The following is a 15,501-nucleotide window of genomic DNA, read 5'->3' as shown; positions in this document are numbered from 1 at the left end:
ATGTTACAAACTAATAATAAATTAAAAAAAATTAAAGGTGACGCATCATTTAGATCTTTTTATAGAAAGTCATTATTAAAAAAAAAATCAATCATAGTTTTTGCTTCTAAGGAAAAAGAGAAAAATTTGCTAATATATGATGCAATAAATAGTCTTCTAATTAAAAATAAAGTTTTAGCACCTAAACTTTATAGCGAAAATTATAAAAAAAATTATATAGAAATTGAAGATTTTGGAGACGACTCAGTTTTTAGTTTATTAAAAAAAAATAAAAACCAAAAAGAAACTCTCTATAAAAAATCTATTGATTTACTTGGAGTGATTCAAAAAATTAAACAAAATCGATCTAAAAACTTTAAAGGTAAAACTTACAAAATACCTATTTATGATAATGTTAAATTATTCAATGAGGCAAATTTATTTTGTGAATGGTATGCAAAAAAATTTATAAAAAAAAATAAACTAACCAAGTTTAAAATTGATATAAAAAAACAAATTAGGTTTTTATTAACACTCCTTCAATCAAAAGAAAAAGTTTTAGTTCATAGAGATTTTCATGCATCGAATTTAATGAAGTACAAAAATAAAATAGGAGTTATTGACTCGCAGGATGCTTTAATTGGAAACAGGGCTTATGATTTAGCTTCCCTAATTGATGATGTTAGATTTAGAACAGATGAAATATTTAAAAATAAAATTTATCGTTATTATCTAAAACTAAATAAAAAAAGAGTTAACAAGGCTACGTTATTAAGTGATTTTGAAATATTATCCATTTTAAGAAATATGAAAATTATTGGAATATTCACAAGATTGGCAATGAGAGATAAGAAAAAGCAATATTTGAAATTAATTCCCTATGCTTGGAAGTTAATTGAATTAAGAATTTCGAACAATAAAAAATTTTCTGAGCTGAAAAGCTTATTAGAGCTTAATTTTTCCAAAAAAATAAGAAATCAGAAATGAAGATTAAAACCGCATTAATTTTATGTGCTGGATATGGTAAGCGCTTAAACCCAATAACACTGACAACCCCGAAGCCTCTACTAAAGATAAACGAAATAACTTTATTAGAAAATTGTATTAATCTAATACATTCTTTGGGAATTGATAAAATTTTAATTAACACATTTTACCTAAGTGAAAAAATTGAACAATTTCTTAATAATAAGAAATTTAATTTAGAAATTAAAATAATAAATGATGGCTCAAATATTTTAGATACGGGAGGTGGAATTTTAAATTTAATAAATTCATCTAATGAAACAGATTTTATGATATTTAATCCAGATACCGTATGGAATGAGAATTACAAAAAATATATTAAAGATATGGAGAAATTTTATTTTTTAAATAAAATTAAAAATATACTTTTATTAGCTAATGAAAACTTGAGTTTTGACAAAAATTTGAAGGGTGATTTCAATCTTAAAAAAAATATTATAAAAAAAGATGAACTTAATCACTTAATTTATACAGGGTGCCAAATCATAAATAAGAGTTTATTTGATTCTTATGAGGTAGGCAATTTTTCCATTTCAAATATTTGGAATAAATTAATTGATAAAGACGATTTATATGGTTTTGAGAGTTTTGAAGACTTTAGACATTTAACAGATCTCAATATTTACAAAAAATTATTAAAAAACTAACAAGTCCTTAGCTCTATCTTGATCTAGGTAAGTGCATTCTTTAATATTTTGCTTTGAATCTAAATTTATCAAAAGTGGATTGCCTGTTGGTATTTCGAGTAATGTTATCCTTTGATTGTCTAATTTAAATAAAAATTTGCATAACGCTCTTATAGAATTCCCATGAGCTGAAATTAAAATGTTTTTATCATTTTTTAGTTTCATTTGAATTTCATCAATATAAAATTTCATTACTCTATCGTAGGTATCTTTAAGGGACTCGGTGTCAGGAATATTTTCTTTTGGAATACTTTTATAAACCTCTATATTTAACGGGTGATACGGATTATTTCTATTTAATGGATCTGGTTTAATATCCCAAGATCTTCTAAAAGCATGTATTTTATCTTCACCAAGCTTTTCTTTCATTTCATCTTTATTTAGCCCCGTTAAAGCTCCATAATGTCTTTCATTTAATTGCCAAGCTTTAACTGGTTCTCTTTTATCTCTTAATGTGTCCTGAATAAATTTTAGTGTATTGATAGCCCTTAACTGAAATGATGAATAAAAATAATCAATATCAATTTTAGTTTCCTTAATATACTCTCCAGCTTTACAGGCTTCCAATTTACCTTGCCCTGTAAGGTCAACATCTACCCAGCCTGTAAATCTTTTTTCAAGATTCCATTCACTTTGACCATGTCTTACTAAAATTAAATGAGTCATTTGATATATTCTGATAACTGATAAAATAAATAAAATAAATAAAATAAATAAGATTATTATGAATAAATTAAAAAACTTTTCTAGAATTGGGTTTTATTCTTCTAATATAATATTGATAATATTTTATTTATTCCCAGGCAGTATTCTCGGATGCTTTTTGTATAATGATTGTTATAAACAACCACAAATTACTCAAGATTTTATAATTTCATCAAACCATTTCTATGCTTTTCTTTTACTTACAAGCTTAGGGGTACTTTCTTTTCATAATACAAAAAAGATTAATCTTTTAAGTGTTTATTTAATTCTATTATCAATTTTTTTAGAACTATTTCACATTATCATTCCAAATCGTGGATTTGAGATGAGTGATTTATTTGGAAATATTGTAGGTGTAATATTAGTTATACTTATCTATAAGATTGTAATTAGGTATGTCAAAACTTAAAAATCATTTTTTAATACTATTAATTATTTTTATAGCTGGCTGCTCCTCAATACCTCAAAATACCTCAAATAGTTGCTCAATTTTTAATGAAAGATATCTTTGGTATAAACATGCAAAGAAAACTGAACAAAAATGGGGAACCCCAATTTATATTCAGTTAGCTATAATTAAGATGGAATCAGACTTTGATTGGCTAGCTAAACCGCCAAGGCAAAAATTATTTAAGATTATACCATTTAAGAGGCCCTCTAGTTCATTTGGATATTCACAAGCAGTAAAGGGAACTTGGGAGCAGTATAAAAATGAAACAGGAAATAAATTAGCAACAAGAACAAGATTTAAAGATAGTGTTGATTTTATTGGTTGGTATACCGATAAAACTGAATCTCTTTTAAAAATTTCTAAGAAAGATGCCTTTAGACAGTATCTTGCGTATCATGAAGGGTGGGGTGGTTATAAAGATTATAAGAATAACCAGAAAGTTATAGGCTTAGCTAAAAAAGTAGAAAAACAATCTAATAAATATAAATCACAATTACAAGATTGCCAGAAAAGATTAAATAAAAATAAATATATTATATTTTAACGAAGTTGTTTTTTTAGCTCAATATCAACCGCATCAATTCGTTTCGTATTCTTTGCTAATACCAAATACATGGTTGGCGTTACATATAATGTAAAGAATGTTGATATAATCATTCCACCTAAAATAGTAGCACCCACTGCTAATCTTGAAGCTTCACCTGCGCCTGGTCCAATATTTCCTATAACTAAAGGCATCATTGCTATCATTGTGCTTATTGACGTCATCATTATGGGTCTAAATCTTAATTGACAAGCTTCCTTAACAGATGTTTCTATATTTTTTCCAGCTGTTCTTAACTGATTGGCATAATCAACAATTAGAATACTATTTTTAGTTGATATTCCAATTAGTATGACAAGCGCTATTTGTGAGAAGATATTAATAGAACTGTTCAGGAATAATATAAAGACCAAACCTCCAAACAAAGCAAGTGGAACAGTTAACATAATAATAAATGGATGAATAAATGAATTAAAGGTTGCAGCCATTACTAGGTACGCAGTTAGAAATGCTAATCCAAAAATAATAAATAGCTCATTACTAGTTTCTTTTATTTCTTCTGATTTACCTTTCCATGCAATTTGATTAGAAGAGCCAATTTCTTCCATTGTTTCTTCTAAATATGCAATTGCTTCTGTAAGAGTATAGGATTCGGATATATTTGCAGATATTGTTACAGCTCTCTGCCTATTATATCTTGCTAATTTTTTTGCAGACCCAATTTCACTGAATTCTACTAAATTTGATAAAGAAATAAGTTTACCAGAGCTTTCAGATCTAACAAATATTTTAGAAAGGCCTTCTTGTGATCGTCTATCAGCCAAGTATTGTTGGAGTATAATTGGGTATTCTTTACCAAGTTTATTAAATTTCGTTACAGTTTTTCCACCATAAAGAGTTTCTAAAGTTTTACCAATTGAGTCAGTAGACACACTTAAATCTTTAGCTTTATTTTTATTAATTACTAATTTGACTTCTGGCTTGTCTCTTGAATAGTCAGATTCTATTCTAGATAAATTTTTATTTTGTCTTAATTTATCGATAACTTTAGACTGTATTTCCTCTAACTCCTCATAAGTGCTACCCAATATAACCATTTGAACAGGTTTATTATAACTTGAAACCCTAATAGATTGAGGTGATATTGGAAAAGCGACGGTTTCAGGAACAGTCACAATTTTTCCAATTGCTTCTCTCATTATTGTTTGTGAACTTTTATCTCGTTCAGCCCATTCATCCAATAATGCAATTATTATAAAGCTATTAAAAGAATTTTTATTACTACCAAAGCCTGGCACTCTCATTATAAATCTTTTATATGGACTATCCTCAGCTTGAAGAAGGGGAATTAATCTTTTTTCAACATCTTCTGCTCTTTTTTCAGTATATTCAAAAGAACTTCCTTCATCTGTAAATCCAAGAACAAGATAAACCCCTCGGTCTTCTAAGGGTAATAATTCTTTTTTTGTAATACTAAACAAAACACCAGAAATAATAATAGTGAAGACAATAAATGAAATTATAATTTTTTTCTTATTTAGCCAATACCCCAATGTTTCTTCATAAAATTTTAACAATGATTTAAAAAATTTATCAAATTTAGTAACTATAAAATTTTGTTTTGGCTCTTTCTTTAAAAACTTACTTGCTAACATAGGTGATAGTGTAAGAGCAACAAAAGAGGACACCGCAACCGAAACAGATAATGCTATTGCTGTTTCTCTAAATAATGTTCCTGCAATTCCATCTATGAAAATTAAAGGAATAAATACCGCAACTAGAATTAAAGTTGTTGCAATGATTGCAAAGCTGATTTGTTTTGACCCTTTGTAAGCTGCAATTAATGGGCTCTCTCCATTTTCAATTCTTCTATAAATTGCATCTGTCATTATGACCGAGTCGTCAGTAATTATTCCAATTGCTAAAATAAAACTTAATAAGACAAATATGTTTATTGATAAACCAAACAAATAAAGACCCAAAAACGACGCTATTAAGCTTACAGGTAGTGCAACTGCGGGTACAATTACAGCTTTTATATTACCTAAGAATAAATAAATAATAATAACTACAAGTATAAAAGCAATGATTAAAGTTTTGTATACTTCGTCGATAGCGGTGCCCACATATGTTGCCCTGTTAAAAGCTATTTCTATATTTAGGTCATCTGGTAATGTTTTTTTAACTTCTTCAATTTTTTTACTTATTTCTTTAGAAAGCTCTACTGTTGAGGCACCACTTTTCGCATAAATACCAATTCCTACAGTGTTTAAATCTAAAGCATCTTTACTTTGGGCTTTAAAAAGATTTTTTTCTGAAACTGGACCAAACTCAACATTGGCAATATCTGAAAGTCTTACAACACTATTTTGATTTTTTTTAATAGGTAATGTTTTTAGTTTTTCTATATCGTTATATGACTTATCTAAATTTAGTATTAAATCTATGTTTGTAGCTTCTAATGTTCCTGCAGGTAGGCTGACATTTTCTTTCCTTATTGCCCCTTCAACTTCTTGAATAGTTAAATTGTTTGCAGCAAGTTTAATTGGATCTATCCAGATCCTAACACTTAAATCTCTTAAGCCACCAGTTGAGATTGTTCCAACATTTTTAACACTTGAAAATTGATCTACTAAATATCTTTCAACATAATCTCCAAGCTCTAAATCACTCCAGGTTGCTGAAGATACGGCCAGCCACATAGTAGTTGAAAATCCTGCTGATTGTTTAAGTATTTGAGGTGCTGCTGCTTCACTTGGCAATCTATCGACAACTCTTGCAACCCTTTCTCTTATATCATTAGCAGCATTATCAAGATCTATATCAGGATTAAATTCAACATCAATTGAACTGCTTCCATTTTCTGATGTTGAGTTAATATTTTTTATTCCTTCCACTCCACCTATTACATCTTCAATTACTTGTGTTACTTCCTGATCAATTATAGGAGCTGATGCAGATTTGTAGTCTACTTTAACTTGAACTACAGGTGGTTGTAAGCCCTCAGGCAGTTCTCTTACTGGCAATTGTGAAAAAACAAATATTCCAAAAACAATTAATATAAGAGACATTACCCAAGCAACAACTGGTCTTCTTATACTTATATCAGTTATAAACATTATTTTTTAATTGGTTTAATTTCGCCTCTTGGTCTAACTTTTTTTAAACCCTCAGCTACAATGTTATCTCCATTAGCTAAACCCGAAACTACTTCAATAAAACCAGAGTCTCTTATTCCAATAACAATTTCAGCTTTATTAGCGATATTATCTTCTGCAACTTTATAAACATAAGTTTTGTTACCTTCCATGATTAAGCTTGTATCTGGAATACTCATCGAATTTCTCTCATTATATTTAACTATAATTTCTAAAAGAGAACCTGGTAAAATCTCAAAATTATCATTTTCTAATTTTATTCTTATAGCTAAAGATCTTGTGTCCACATCAATCCTACCAGCTGTTGAGTCAACAACACCTGAATAAATTTTTTCACTATTACCTGAAAATTTAACATCAACATTTAAATTTTCTTTAATAAAACTTGAATAAAGCTCAGGAATATCCACATCTACATAAATTGTCGAAGTATCTTCTAGTTGTATTAAAAGTGAACTTTCAGAAACCTTAATATCATTTGAAAAATCTCTTTTAGTCACCACTCCATCAAAAGATGCTATTAAATTTCTAGTTTTTAATTTCGTTATTAAATCACCTTTTTTCAATTTTCTATTGAATTCTATTGGGTTATCTATTTCGTATTTTTCAATTTTGTATGATTTAGTTCTAAAAGGAATTGCTGTCCCATAAGTTGAAACTTTTTGAGAGAAATTTTTTGTTACAACTTCAGTTACTATTATTCCTGGAGGAGGTCTTTTGCTAAATTTTTTTTTAAAATGATTTCCTATCATTGTTCTTCCAACAATTACTATTGTAATGATTAAAAAGAAGGCAAGGATTGCAGTTCCGATTTTTGTAGATCTTTTCATATTTTAATTTTTTCCATATTCACTCCATGATCCGTCGTAAATAGTAGGCATATATTTATTATCTATTAAAGAATAAGCAAGAGCCAAAACTGAAGCAGTAACACCAGAACCACAAGTGAACACAATGTTTTTACCTATCTTATATCCAGTTAATTTAAACTTTTCATGAATCTTTTCTTTACTAATAAATGTATGATCTTTATTTATAAGTTCAGAGAAAGGTAGACAAAAAGAGTTTTTGATTGAGCCACTTCGCAATCCTTTTCTTGGCTCTGGAACCTTACCCTCAAATCTTTCTAAACTTCTTGCATCAATAACATTAAAATTATTTTCTAAAATATTTTTGTTAATTTGGTTTATATCTTTTACTAACTCTCTTTTTTCATTTGCAATATAGTTAGAGGGAATAATCTTAATTATATCACTAGTGGTTGCTTTATCTTCCTTAATCCATTTTTTAAATCCTCCATCTAATACATGGACTAATTCTGGATTGTGACCAAAATAGATAAAATTATACCAACATCTACACGAACTAATTACATCCGAATTATCATAGATAACTATTTGATCATCATTTTTAATTCCCATGTTTGACACAATATTTTCCCATGACTTAGCATCTGTTAACATATGAGGTAGATCAGTATCTATTTTAGAGTTTTTATCTAAATCAAAAAAAATTGCGTTTTTAATATGATTGTTTTTATATTCATCAAAACCATTACGTTTTGTCTGAGGCATGTGCCATGAGCAATCAATAATTTTTACTTTATCTAAATTTTCTTCTAACCAATTTGTATCAACTAAAGACATATTATCTTTTTTCCAAATATCTCTGATGATATTCTTCTGCTGGACAATAATTTTTTAATAAAGAAGATTTTGTTACAACATTTCCTGATAATTTTAAATTTACTTTTTTTATAACACTCTCAGCAATTTCTTTTTGTCTTTCACTTAGGTAAAATATTTCACTTCTATATTGCGTCCCAAAATCAGGTCCTTGTGAATTTAAGGTTGTAGGGTCATGAATTTCAAAGAAGAAATCTAAAATCTTTTCATAAGAGATAATTTTAGGATCAAAATCTAACTTAACAACTTCTGCATGATTTGTATTACCAGTACATACCTCTTTGTAAGTGACTGTTTTGCTGTCACCTCCACAATAGCCAACTTCAGTTTTAATAACTCCCTCAAGTTTACTAAACTTAATTTCTGGCCCCCAAAAACATCCCAATCCTAATACTGCTATTTCCATTGATTATACTTTAATTTGATTTACAAATTATTGCTATGCTAACTAAAAATCAATTAGGTTTTTTGTACATGTTTCTATCTGTATGCACCTTTTCTGTTATGGATTTGCTGGTAAAATGGTCAAGCGACTATCCAACTGGGGAAGTTTTATTTTTTAGGGGTTTTTTTGGTCTGTTGCCCACATATTTTTTAATTCCAAAAGGTAAATTAAAAACTTTTTATACAACTGAAAGATCAAAAGAACATTTATTCAGATGTCTTATGGGTTTAATGGCCTTGATAGCAATAGTTGTTGCGTTAAGAGAACTTCCTTTAGCAGTCGTTGTTAGTTTGTCATATGCGGCACCATTATTTATTACTGTATTATCAATTTTTCTATTAAGTGAAAAAGTGGGTATTTTTAGATGGTTAGCTGTCTTAATTGGATTTATAGGTGTTATTATAATTGCTGAGCCTGGCTTTAAGGGTATGAATTATCTTTATTTCCTTCCTCTAATATTTTGTATTGGAATGGCTTTTGTAACCATTACGATTAGAAAGCTATCAACAACAGAACCTATTTGGCTTATCTCAATTTTTTTTACAATTACTATTTCAATTGCTGGGTTGGCCACAATTCCAATGGGATGGAAAATGCCAAATTTTCAAGACTTTATTCTTTTAGCTTTAATTGGAGTAACAGGAGGTTCTGCAAATTTATTTTTAACTCAATCATATAAACTTTCTGAAGTATCTTTGGTGGCACCTTTAAAATACTTAGCTTTGGTATTTGCTATATTTTTTGGTTATTTTATTTGGAATGAGATACCAACTATAAAAACACTTATTGGTGCATCACTTGTAGTTCTTGCCTCTCTTATAATTTTTAGAAGAGAAATTTATCATAAACAAAAAATACCATCAACAACTAGACATGAATAAAAAACCAAAATATTGGAATACTGCAAAAAAATATTTATCCAATAAAGATAAAGTAATGTCATCATTGATAGATAAATATAAATCTCCTTCAGAGGCTGTGCTTACTTCTAGAAAAGATATATTTTTTTCATTATGCAAGAGTATCATTGGGCAGCAAATCAGTGTTGCAGCAGCCAACTCAGTTTTTTTGAAATTCAAAAAGAAATGTAAAAATAAGATTAATGCAAAAACAGTCTCTAAACTTTCTTCTGTCCAACTTAAAAGCTGTGGATTAAGTGGACAAAAGGTTAAGGGAATAAAAAGTTTAGCTAAACAAATATTAGATAAATCATTTAATCCTAGATTAATTCCCAAGATGTCAGATGAAGAGGCTATTATTTATTTATCTCAGTTAAGACAAATTGGAAGATGGTCAGCTGAAATGATTTTATTGTTTACTTATAATCGATCAAATATTTGGCCTATACAAGATATTGGTCTTTTAAGAGGAATTTCAAAAAATTATAAAAAAAAATATCTACCACCTGAATCTTATGTAAAATTATTAAACAAAAGATTTAGTCCATACTGTTCAGTTGCAACTTGGTATCTTTGGAGAAGTATAGATCCAGAACCTATTCAGTACTAAAACCTTCTACTATTTGTAGGTTTCGTTCAGTAGTATCTCTAGCTATAGCCCAACCATCTTGATACTCTTTAGAATCGTGACATTTCATAGCTTGCTCATGATTTGGAAATTCCCAAATTACAGTTCTTGGGTAAGTTTCACCCTCTAAAGTTTCAAATTTTCCACCTCTCACAAGAGGTTTTCCTCCATAACTTTTTATTATTCCAGTAACTTTTGCCCCATAATTTTTTAAATTTTCTTGGCTATCTATTCTTTTGTATAAAGCGATCCAGTAGGCTTTCATTATTTCTCCTTTTTAAATAATTTTTTATATGATAATGAATTTTATGGCAGAGAAATTAATTATCACTTTTGATCAGTATACAAAAATTGTAGAAAAACTAGCAATAGAAATTCACAATAATTATAAGCCAACAGTACTAGTAGGCATTATGAGAGGGGCAGCTCCTATACTAGATATCCTCTCTAGAATTTTAAAATTACCTATAGCTTATATAGTTATCCAAAGTTATTCAGGAAAAGGAATGGAAGATAAACAGGGTCAATTAATGTTTGCAAGAGAAATTAGTTCTTTAGCTGAGAATAAAGATTTTAATAAAGTTTTATTAGTAGATGATTTATCTGATACAGGATTAACTTTAAACAAAAGTATTGAGTGGTTAAAGAATTATGAACCAACTAGAAATTATATAAATGAAGTTAAAACAGCCTGTTTGTGGAAAAAAAAATCATCTACATTTGAGCCAGATTTTTGTCCAGTTAAACTTGATTCAGATCCATGGATTGTTCAGCCAACTGAACATTATGAAGAGATGTCTATGGAAGAAATAATTAAGAAAAATAAATAGGGCTGGAATAATTCCAGCCCTAAAAATTATATTTTAAGCAACTGCAAAACTAACAACACTCAAGATTGCAATAATCCATATTGCTGGTGAAGTTGAAGAAAACTTACCAGTAAATAATCTGATTAATGCGTATGATACAAATGCTAAAGCAATACCATTACTAATACTATATGTTAACGGCATAGCAATCATAGCAAGAATAGCAGGAGCTGCTTCACCAATATCATCCCATTCAATATCAGTTATGTTTCTAACAAAAAGAACAGAAACAAATACTAAAGCTGCACCATCAATTTGCTTAGGTAAACTTGTTGCTAAAGGAGCAAAGAATATACAAGCTAAAAACAGAAGACCAATTACTAAAGAAGTCATTCCTGTTTTCCCACCAGCTTTTACACCAGCACCAGACTCAACATAACTTGTTACAGTTGTTGTTCCCATCATTGCACCCGCTACAGTTCCAACACTGTCAGCCATCATCGCTTTTTCAATGTCTTTAACTTTACCATTTTTATCAACTTTACCAGCAACGTTTGCTACTGAAGTTAATGTTCCTGCAGTATCAAAGAAATCAACAAATAATAAAGTAAACACCACAGTTGTCATACCAGCTGTTAATGCTGCTGATAAATCAAAATCAAATAGATAAGTCATTGGAGGTGGTGAGCTTGCAATTCCATTAAATTTAGCAAGTCCAGTAGCCCATGCAATAATACTGAATAGTAAAATACCAATAATGATATTTCCCTTAACTTTCATTTTTTCAAGAACAACCATCAAAATAAATGCTGCACAACCCAATAGAACAAGGGGATCACTCAAGTCACCTAATTGAACTAATGTTACTGGGTTATCAACAACAACTTCCATGATCTGAAGTCCAATTATTGCTAAGAATAATCCTATACCAGCGCCAATTCCTAATTTTAAACTTCTTGGAATTGAATTAATTAACCACGCTCTGATAGGTGTTAATGAAATGATTAAGAATAAAACCCCAGCAACTAGTACAGCTCCTAAAGCTTCTTGAGGCGTATAGCCCATTCCAGCACAAACACCAAATGCAACGAATGCATTAATTCCCATACCTGGCGCCAAACCTATCGGCCATGTTTTTCCATAAAATGCCATTATGAAACAAGCAAGCGCTGTTGCAACAATTGTTGCCGTGTATACTGCTCCAAATTCAAAGAACCCTTTTTCTGGTCCAGCAAATTCACCTGATAGTATAAATGGATTTAAAAACATAATGTAAGCCATTGTCAAAAATGTTGTTACACCAGCTATTACTTCTGTTTTAAAATCGGTCTTGTGTTTTTTATAGTCGAAATATTTTTCTAACATTGATCCTCCTAAGATTAAGATGGACTAATATTAGATTAATTAAGAAATTACTCTTAAAAATCTAAGTTTATCAACATATTTCAACTTATAAGTTTATATTTATGCCATATTTTGAGTGTTATCATTGAAGCATGCATAAATTAAAATTTATTTTAATAAGCTTATTTCTTTTAACTCTTGTTGCCGGCTGTCAAACAATCAAAAAAAAAACAGACGCAATTGTTGAAAAAGAAAATGCTAAGTTAAGTGAATACATTGGAAAAACTTCAAGCAATTTGCAAATGGAATTAGGTAAACCAGATGAAGATTTTAAAAATGATAAAGGCAACTTAGAGCTTGTTTACAACACTAAAAAATATGGAATACTTTGCGAAAGAAGATTTGAAGTAGATTCTAATTCTATAGTGATTGGTTTTGTTTCAAACGGTTGTTTCTAAAAACTTAATACTTGTGGGGAATGTACCCCACAAGTAAGGTTTTTACTTATTTTATTTCAATAAGTTTTTTCTTTTTATATTCAGGTACAATTCTTTCACAGGCAATTGTTAAAAGACCATCTTTTAATTCAGCACCATTAACTTTCACATCCTCAGCGATTGTAAATGATCTTGCAAATTGTCTTTGTGAAATACCTTTATGAATAATTTCACCATCATCAGATTTGTCCTCAGATTTATCAACTTGTTTTGTTCTTACAGTTAATAAATTGTCTTCAAACTCCACCTCTACATCATTTTTATTAAAACCAGCTAAAGCAACTTCAATAGCGTAGTTGTCTTTTCCAGTTTTTCTAATGTTGTACGGTGGATAATTGGACTGCATGGTTAACCCTCCATTTCCCAGCATATTTTCAAATTGGTCAAACATATCGTCAAATCCAATTGAAAAAGGTCTTAGAGTGTTAAATATAGATAGATCCCTACTTGTCATAGTTTCCTCCTTTGTTAGCAAGGTTAATTTAGTAAGCCCCATTAGGCGACTTACATATGATATTTAGGAATTAAGCTAAAAATTTCAAGATAGGACAACTAAATTTTTTTAGAAATTTTTAATGCAAATGCATAATCTAGTGCAATTTCTTCTATAGCCCCATCTCTACCTGATTTACCACCATGACCTGCGTTCATTTCAGTTTTTAAAAGTAATAAATTATTATCAGTTTTATATTCTCTTAGTTTGGCGGTAAATTTTGCTGGTTCATCAAACAATACTCTGTTGTCGCTTAAACTTGTTGTGATCAACATATGAGGATAATCCATTTTCTTAATATTATTATAGGGAGCATAAGAATAAATATAATCAAAGTGATCTTTTTTATCTTTTGCATTTCCAAACTCATCAAATTCTCCGACTGTTAAAGGTAAGGAGTGATCTAGATTAGTTGTCAAAGAGTCTACAAATGGTACTGCCATAATAATTCCTAGAAATAATTCAGGGGCTTGATTAACTACGGCACCCATAAGAAGACCACCTGCAGAACCACCCATACCTATTATTTGATTTTTTGAAGTATATTTATTTTCAATTAAGTATTTTGCAGAAGCAATATAATCTTCAAAAGTATTTTTTTTATTTAGCAGCTTTCCTTCTTTCCACCACTTCATGCCTCTTTCCATACCCCCTCTAATATGGGCCGTAACCCAGATGATATCTCTATTAATCAAACTTAATCTAGTAGCAGAAAAACTAGGGCTCATAGAGCTTCCGTAAGAGCCATAACCATAAAGCAGCAATTGAGCACTTCCATCCATTTTAGTTTTTTTATGCCTAGTAATTGTAAGAGGAACCAGTCTTCCATCGTGTGATTTACAATCTACTCTTTCTACAATGTAGTCATCAGGATTATGACCAGATGGGATCTCTTGTTCTTTAACTAATTTTTTTTCTTTTGTGCTTAAGTTATAAGAATAAACTCTAGATTGTGTTTTAGGTGAAGAATAACTTATGTATATTTCGTCTGTATTTTTATCTCTTTGCATCAAAGAGGCACCAGGAACATATACGGTTTCATCAGAAAAAATTAACTCTTCTTCTATTCCAGTTGTAATATTTTTTACAAATAATTTATCTAAAGCATCTGAAGTTTCAGATCTAATGATCCAATTTTTTAAGAATGTTAAACCTCCAATTAGAACCTCATCTTTTGCAGCAATAAAGGTTTTCCAGTCTGGTTTTTCCAAACTATTACTTATGTCTATTTTAAAATCTTCAGCATTTTCATTAGTATGATTGTAAAATTTACCATCCCAAGAATTGACCGAATAAAGAATTCCTCTTTGTCTTTTTTTTATTAATTTTGGTTTGGGATTTTTTTCATTAACATCAAAGTAATATTGTTCAGATGTATTATGGTCTGAAGAGCTGATAAAGAAATATTTATCATCTGCACTTAAACCAATTCCAACCGTAAAGGCTTCACTTTTTTCTTCGAAAATTAATTGATCTTCGCTAACTTTAGTACCTAATTTGTGTCTATAAATTTTTCTTGGTCTATGATTTTCATCAAGTTTTGAATAAAAAACAAACTGATCATCTAAACTGAATGTTATGCTACCTGATGTTTCCTCAATTTTTTCAGTAACTAATTTTTTTGTATTTATATCTCTAATATATATTGTGTAATATTCAGAACCCTTTGTATCTAAAGAATATCCCAAATATTTGTCATTAAAACTAACCTCCAAATCGCCAACACCAAAGTATTCTACTTTTAGTTTTTCTTTTTCTTCATCTCCATTCCAAATTTCTTCAATATTATTAGTTCCGATTTTTTTCCTTAATTTTATGGAATAATTTCCTTTGGTAGTTGTTTTTGACCAATATTCATAATCAAAATCTTTAAAAGGTAGAGACTCATCATCTAATTTTATTCTTCCTTTGATCTCATCAAATAATTTTTTTTGAATGGTCTTGGTATCTGACAAGTAAAAATCAGTATAAGAGTTTTCTTCTTCAAGATATTTTCTGACTTCAGGGTTTAATTTTTTGCTATCTTTTAAAACCTCCAGGATGTCATCTTGATGTATCCAACTATAATCATCTTCCCAACTAATATTATGACACGTTTTTATTTCTGATTTTTTTTTAAGATGTGGTATTTTCATGGATAGAAATTAAATAT

Annotated in this window: 16 protein-coding genes; 7 read left to right on the top strand and 9 right to left on the bottom strand. The window is 29.3% G+C overall.

The genetic code is table 11. From position 1 onward, the window contains the following. Both AC5SML_RS06060 and AC5SML_RS06055 read left to right on the top strand, forming a co-directional pair. On the top strand, window positions 1-966 hold the full coding sequence (locus AC5SML_RS06060) for an aminoglycoside phosphotransferase family protein (RefSeq protein WP_018413590.1): 966 nt from the start codon (window positions 1-3) through the stop codon (window positions 964-966). Further along, complete coding sequence (locus AC5SML_RS06055) at window positions 963-1,652, top strand: sugar phosphate nucleotidyltransferase (protein ID WP_018413589.1); 690 nt, start codon at window positions 963-965, stop codon at window positions 1,650-1,652. Before AC5SML_RS06060 ends, AC5SML_RS06055 begins: the two co-directional genes overlap by 4 nt. Here AC5SML_RS06055 and AC5SML_RS06050 read toward each other — a convergent pair. Then, window positions 1,641-2,357 (bottom strand): 2,3-bisphosphoglycerate-dependent phosphoglycerate mutase, encoded by a 717-nt coding sequence (locus AC5SML_RS06050; protein ID WP_011281538.1) that lies wholly within the window; start codon window positions 2,355-2,357, stop codon window positions 1,641-1,643. The two genes, AC5SML_RS06055 and AC5SML_RS06050, sit on opposite strands and share 12 nt — an antisense overlap. Before the next feature lie 434 nt (window positions 2,358-2,791). Here AC5SML_RS06050 and AC5SML_RS06045 point away from each other — a divergent pair, with 434 nt between their 5' ends. Then, window positions 2,792-3,391, top strand: coding sequence for a transglycosylase SLT domain-containing protein (locus tag AC5SML_RS06045; RefSeq protein WP_011281536.1), 600 nt, complete (start codon window positions 2,792-2,794; stop codon window positions 3,389-3,391). Here the strand turns inward: AC5SML_RS06045 and AC5SML_RS06040 are convergent. From AC5SML_RS06040 to msrA, 4 genes are read right to left on the bottom strand one after another with little or no spacing between them, the layout of a single operon-like run. Beyond that, on the bottom strand, window positions 3,388-6,510 hold the full coding sequence (locus AC5SML_RS06040) for an efflux RND transporter permease subunit (RefSeq protein WP_018413588.1): 3,123 nt from the start codon (window positions 6,508-6,510) through the stop codon (window positions 3,388-3,390). The genes AC5SML_RS06045 and AC5SML_RS06040 overlap by 4 nt on opposite strands. Further along, the gene (locus AC5SML_RS06035; protein ID WP_018413587.1) at window positions 6,510-7,379 is read right to left on the bottom strand and encodes an efflux RND transporter periplasmic adaptor subunit; all 870 of its coding nucleotides are present in this window, start codon (window positions 7,377-7,379) and stop codon (window positions 6,510-6,512) included. The genes AC5SML_RS06040 and AC5SML_RS06035 overlap by 1 nt, the downstream gene beginning before the upstream one ends. Before the next feature lie 3 nt (window positions 7,380-7,382). After that, complete coding sequence (locus AC5SML_RS06030; RefSeq protein WP_494617058.1) at window positions 7,383-8,195, bottom strand: sulfurtransferase; 813 nt, start codon at window positions 8,193-8,195, stop codon at window positions 7,383-7,385. Window position 8,196: 1 nt separating this feature from the next. Next, window positions 8,197-8,640 carry a peptide-methionine (S)-S-oxide reductase MsrA gene (gene msrA, locus AC5SML_RS06025; protein WP_018413585.1) on the bottom strand — a complete coding sequence of 148 codons (444 nt, stop codon included), beginning with the start codon at window positions 8,638-8,640 and terminating at the stop codon, window positions 8,197-8,199. Between the two features lie 35 nt (window positions 8,641-8,675). Here msrA and AC5SML_RS06020 point away from each other — a divergent pair, with 35 nt between their 5' ends. Together AC5SML_RS06020 and AC5SML_RS06015 are read left to right on the top strand one after the other, a co-directional pair. After that, window positions 8,676-9,560: a DMT family transporter gene (locus tag AC5SML_RS06020; protein ID WP_011281531.1), complete on the top strand. Its 885-nt coding sequence runs from the start codon at window positions 8,676-8,678 to the stop codon at window positions 9,558-9,560. Further along, entirely contained in the window at window positions 9,553-10,188 is a 636-nt protein-coding gene (locus AC5SML_RS06015) for a DNA-3-methyladenine glycosylase family protein (protein WP_271564009.1), read from the top strand. Before AC5SML_RS06020 ends, AC5SML_RS06015 begins: the two co-directional genes overlap by 8 nt. On the opposite strand, the gene AC5SML_RS06010 is transcribed toward AC5SML_RS06015, so the two are convergent. Then, on the bottom strand, window positions 10,175-10,471 hold the full coding sequence (locus tag AC5SML_RS06010; protein ID WP_018413583.1) for a DUF1330 domain-containing protein: 297 nt from the start codon (window positions 10,469-10,471) through the stop codon (window positions 10,175-10,177). The genes AC5SML_RS06015 and AC5SML_RS06010 overlap by 14 nt on opposite strands. A gap of 28 nt (window positions 10,472-10,499) precedes the next feature. Between AC5SML_RS06010 and AC5SML_RS06005 the strand changes: the two genes are divergently transcribed. Next, on the top strand, window positions 10,500-11,036 hold the full coding sequence (locus tag AC5SML_RS06005; protein ID WP_020168856.1) for a phosphoribosyltransferase: 537 nt from the start codon (window positions 10,500-10,502) through the stop codon (window positions 11,034-11,036). 33 nt (window positions 11,037-11,069) lie between these two features. Here the strand turns inward: AC5SML_RS06005 and AC5SML_RS06000 are convergent, their stop codons facing one another. Beyond that, the gene (locus AC5SML_RS06000; protein ID WP_011281527.1) at window positions 11,070-12,380 is read right to left on the bottom strand and encodes an NCS2 family permease; all 1,311 of its coding nucleotides are present in this window, start codon (window positions 12,378-12,380) and stop codon (window positions 11,070-11,072) included. Window positions 12,381-12,511: 131 nt separating this feature from the next. Between AC5SML_RS06000 and AC5SML_RS05995 the strand changes: the two genes are divergently transcribed. Beyond that, a complete protein-coding gene (locus AC5SML_RS05995; protein WP_494617056.1) occupies window positions 12,512-12,817 on the top strand; it encodes a hypothetical protein in 306 nt (101 codons plus the stop codon). Window positions 12,818-12,863: 46 nt separating this feature from the next. Here the strand turns inward: AC5SML_RS05995 and AC5SML_RS05990 are convergent, their stop codons facing one another. Both AC5SML_RS05990 and AC5SML_RS05985 read right to left on the bottom strand, forming a co-directional pair. Next, on the bottom strand, window positions 12,864-13,310 hold the full coding sequence (locus tag AC5SML_RS05990; protein WP_006997730.1) for an Hsp20 family protein: 447 nt from the start codon (window positions 13,308-13,310) through the stop codon (window positions 12,864-12,866). 98 nt (window positions 13,311-13,408) lie between these two features. Further along, window positions 13,409-15,484: a S9 family peptidase gene (locus tag AC5SML_RS05985; RefSeq protein ID WP_494574918.1), complete on the bottom strand. Its 2,076-nt coding sequence runs from the start codon at window positions 15,482-15,484 to the stop codon at window positions 13,409-13,411. Window positions 15,485-15,501 lie beyond the last annotated feature (17 nt).

It is taken from the genome of Candidatus Pelagibacter sp. PS_17 (assembly GCF_059417945.1).
This window is presented reverse-complemented; position numbering and strand designations above follow the sequence as displayed.

Coding starts and splice junctions, on each gene's coding strand:
- AC5SML_RS06060 (WP_018413590.1), top strand. CDS start 1: ATGTTACAAACTAATAATAAATTAAAAAAAATTAAAGGTGACGCATCA.
- AC5SML_RS06055 (WP_018413589.1), top strand. CDS start 963: ATGAAGATTAAAACCGCATTAATTTTATGTGCTGGATATGGTAAGCGC.
- AC5SML_RS06050 (WP_011281538.1), bottom strand. CDS start 2,357: ATGACTCATTTAATTTTAGTAAGACATGGTCAAAGTGAATGGAATCTT.
- AC5SML_RS06045 (WP_011281536.1), top strand. CDS start 2,792: ATGTCAAAACTTAAAAATCATTTTTTAATACTATTAATTATTTTTATA.
- AC5SML_RS06040 (WP_018413588.1), bottom strand. CDS start 6,510: ATGTTTATAACTGATATAAGTATAAGAAGACCAGTTGTTGCTTGGGTA.
- AC5SML_RS06035 (WP_018413587.1), bottom strand. CDS start 7,379: ATGAAAAGATCTACAAAAATCGGAACTGCAATCCTTGCCTTCTTTTTA.
- AC5SML_RS06030 (WP_494617058.1), bottom strand. CDS start 8,195: ATGTCTTTAGTTGATACAAATTGGTTAGAAGAAAATTTAGATAAAGTA.
- msrA (WP_018413585.1), bottom strand. CDS start 8,640: ATGGAAATAGCAGTATTAGGATTGGGATGTTTTTGGGGGCCAGAAATT.
- AC5SML_RS06020 (WP_011281531.1), top strand. CDS start 8,676: ATGCTAACTAAAAATCAATTAGGTTTTTTGTACATGTTTCTATCTGTA.
- AC5SML_RS06015 (WP_271564009.1), top strand. CDS start 9,553: ATGAATAAAAAACCAAAATATTGGAATACTGCAAAAAAATATTTATCC.
- AC5SML_RS06010 (WP_018413583.1), bottom strand. CDS start 10,471: ATGAAAGCCTACTGGATCGCTTTATACAAAAGAATAGATAGCCAAGAA.
- AC5SML_RS06005 (WP_020168856.1), top strand. CDS start 10,500: ATGATAATGAATTTTATGGCAGAGAAATTAATTATCACTTTTGATCAG.
- AC5SML_RS06000 (WP_011281527.1), bottom strand. CDS start 12,380: ATGTTAGAAAAATATTTCGACTATAAAAAACACAAGACCGATTTTAAA.
- AC5SML_RS05995 (WP_494617056.1), top strand. CDS start 12,512: ATGCATAAATTAAAATTTATTTTAATAAGCTTATTTCTTTTAACTCTT.
- AC5SML_RS05990 (WP_006997730.1), bottom strand. CDS start 13,310: ATGACAAGTAGGGATCTATCTATATTTAACACTCTAAGACCTTTTTCA.
- AC5SML_RS05985 (WP_494574918.1), bottom strand. CDS start 15,484: ATGAAAATACCACATCTTAAAAAAAAATCAGAAATAAAAACGTGTCAT.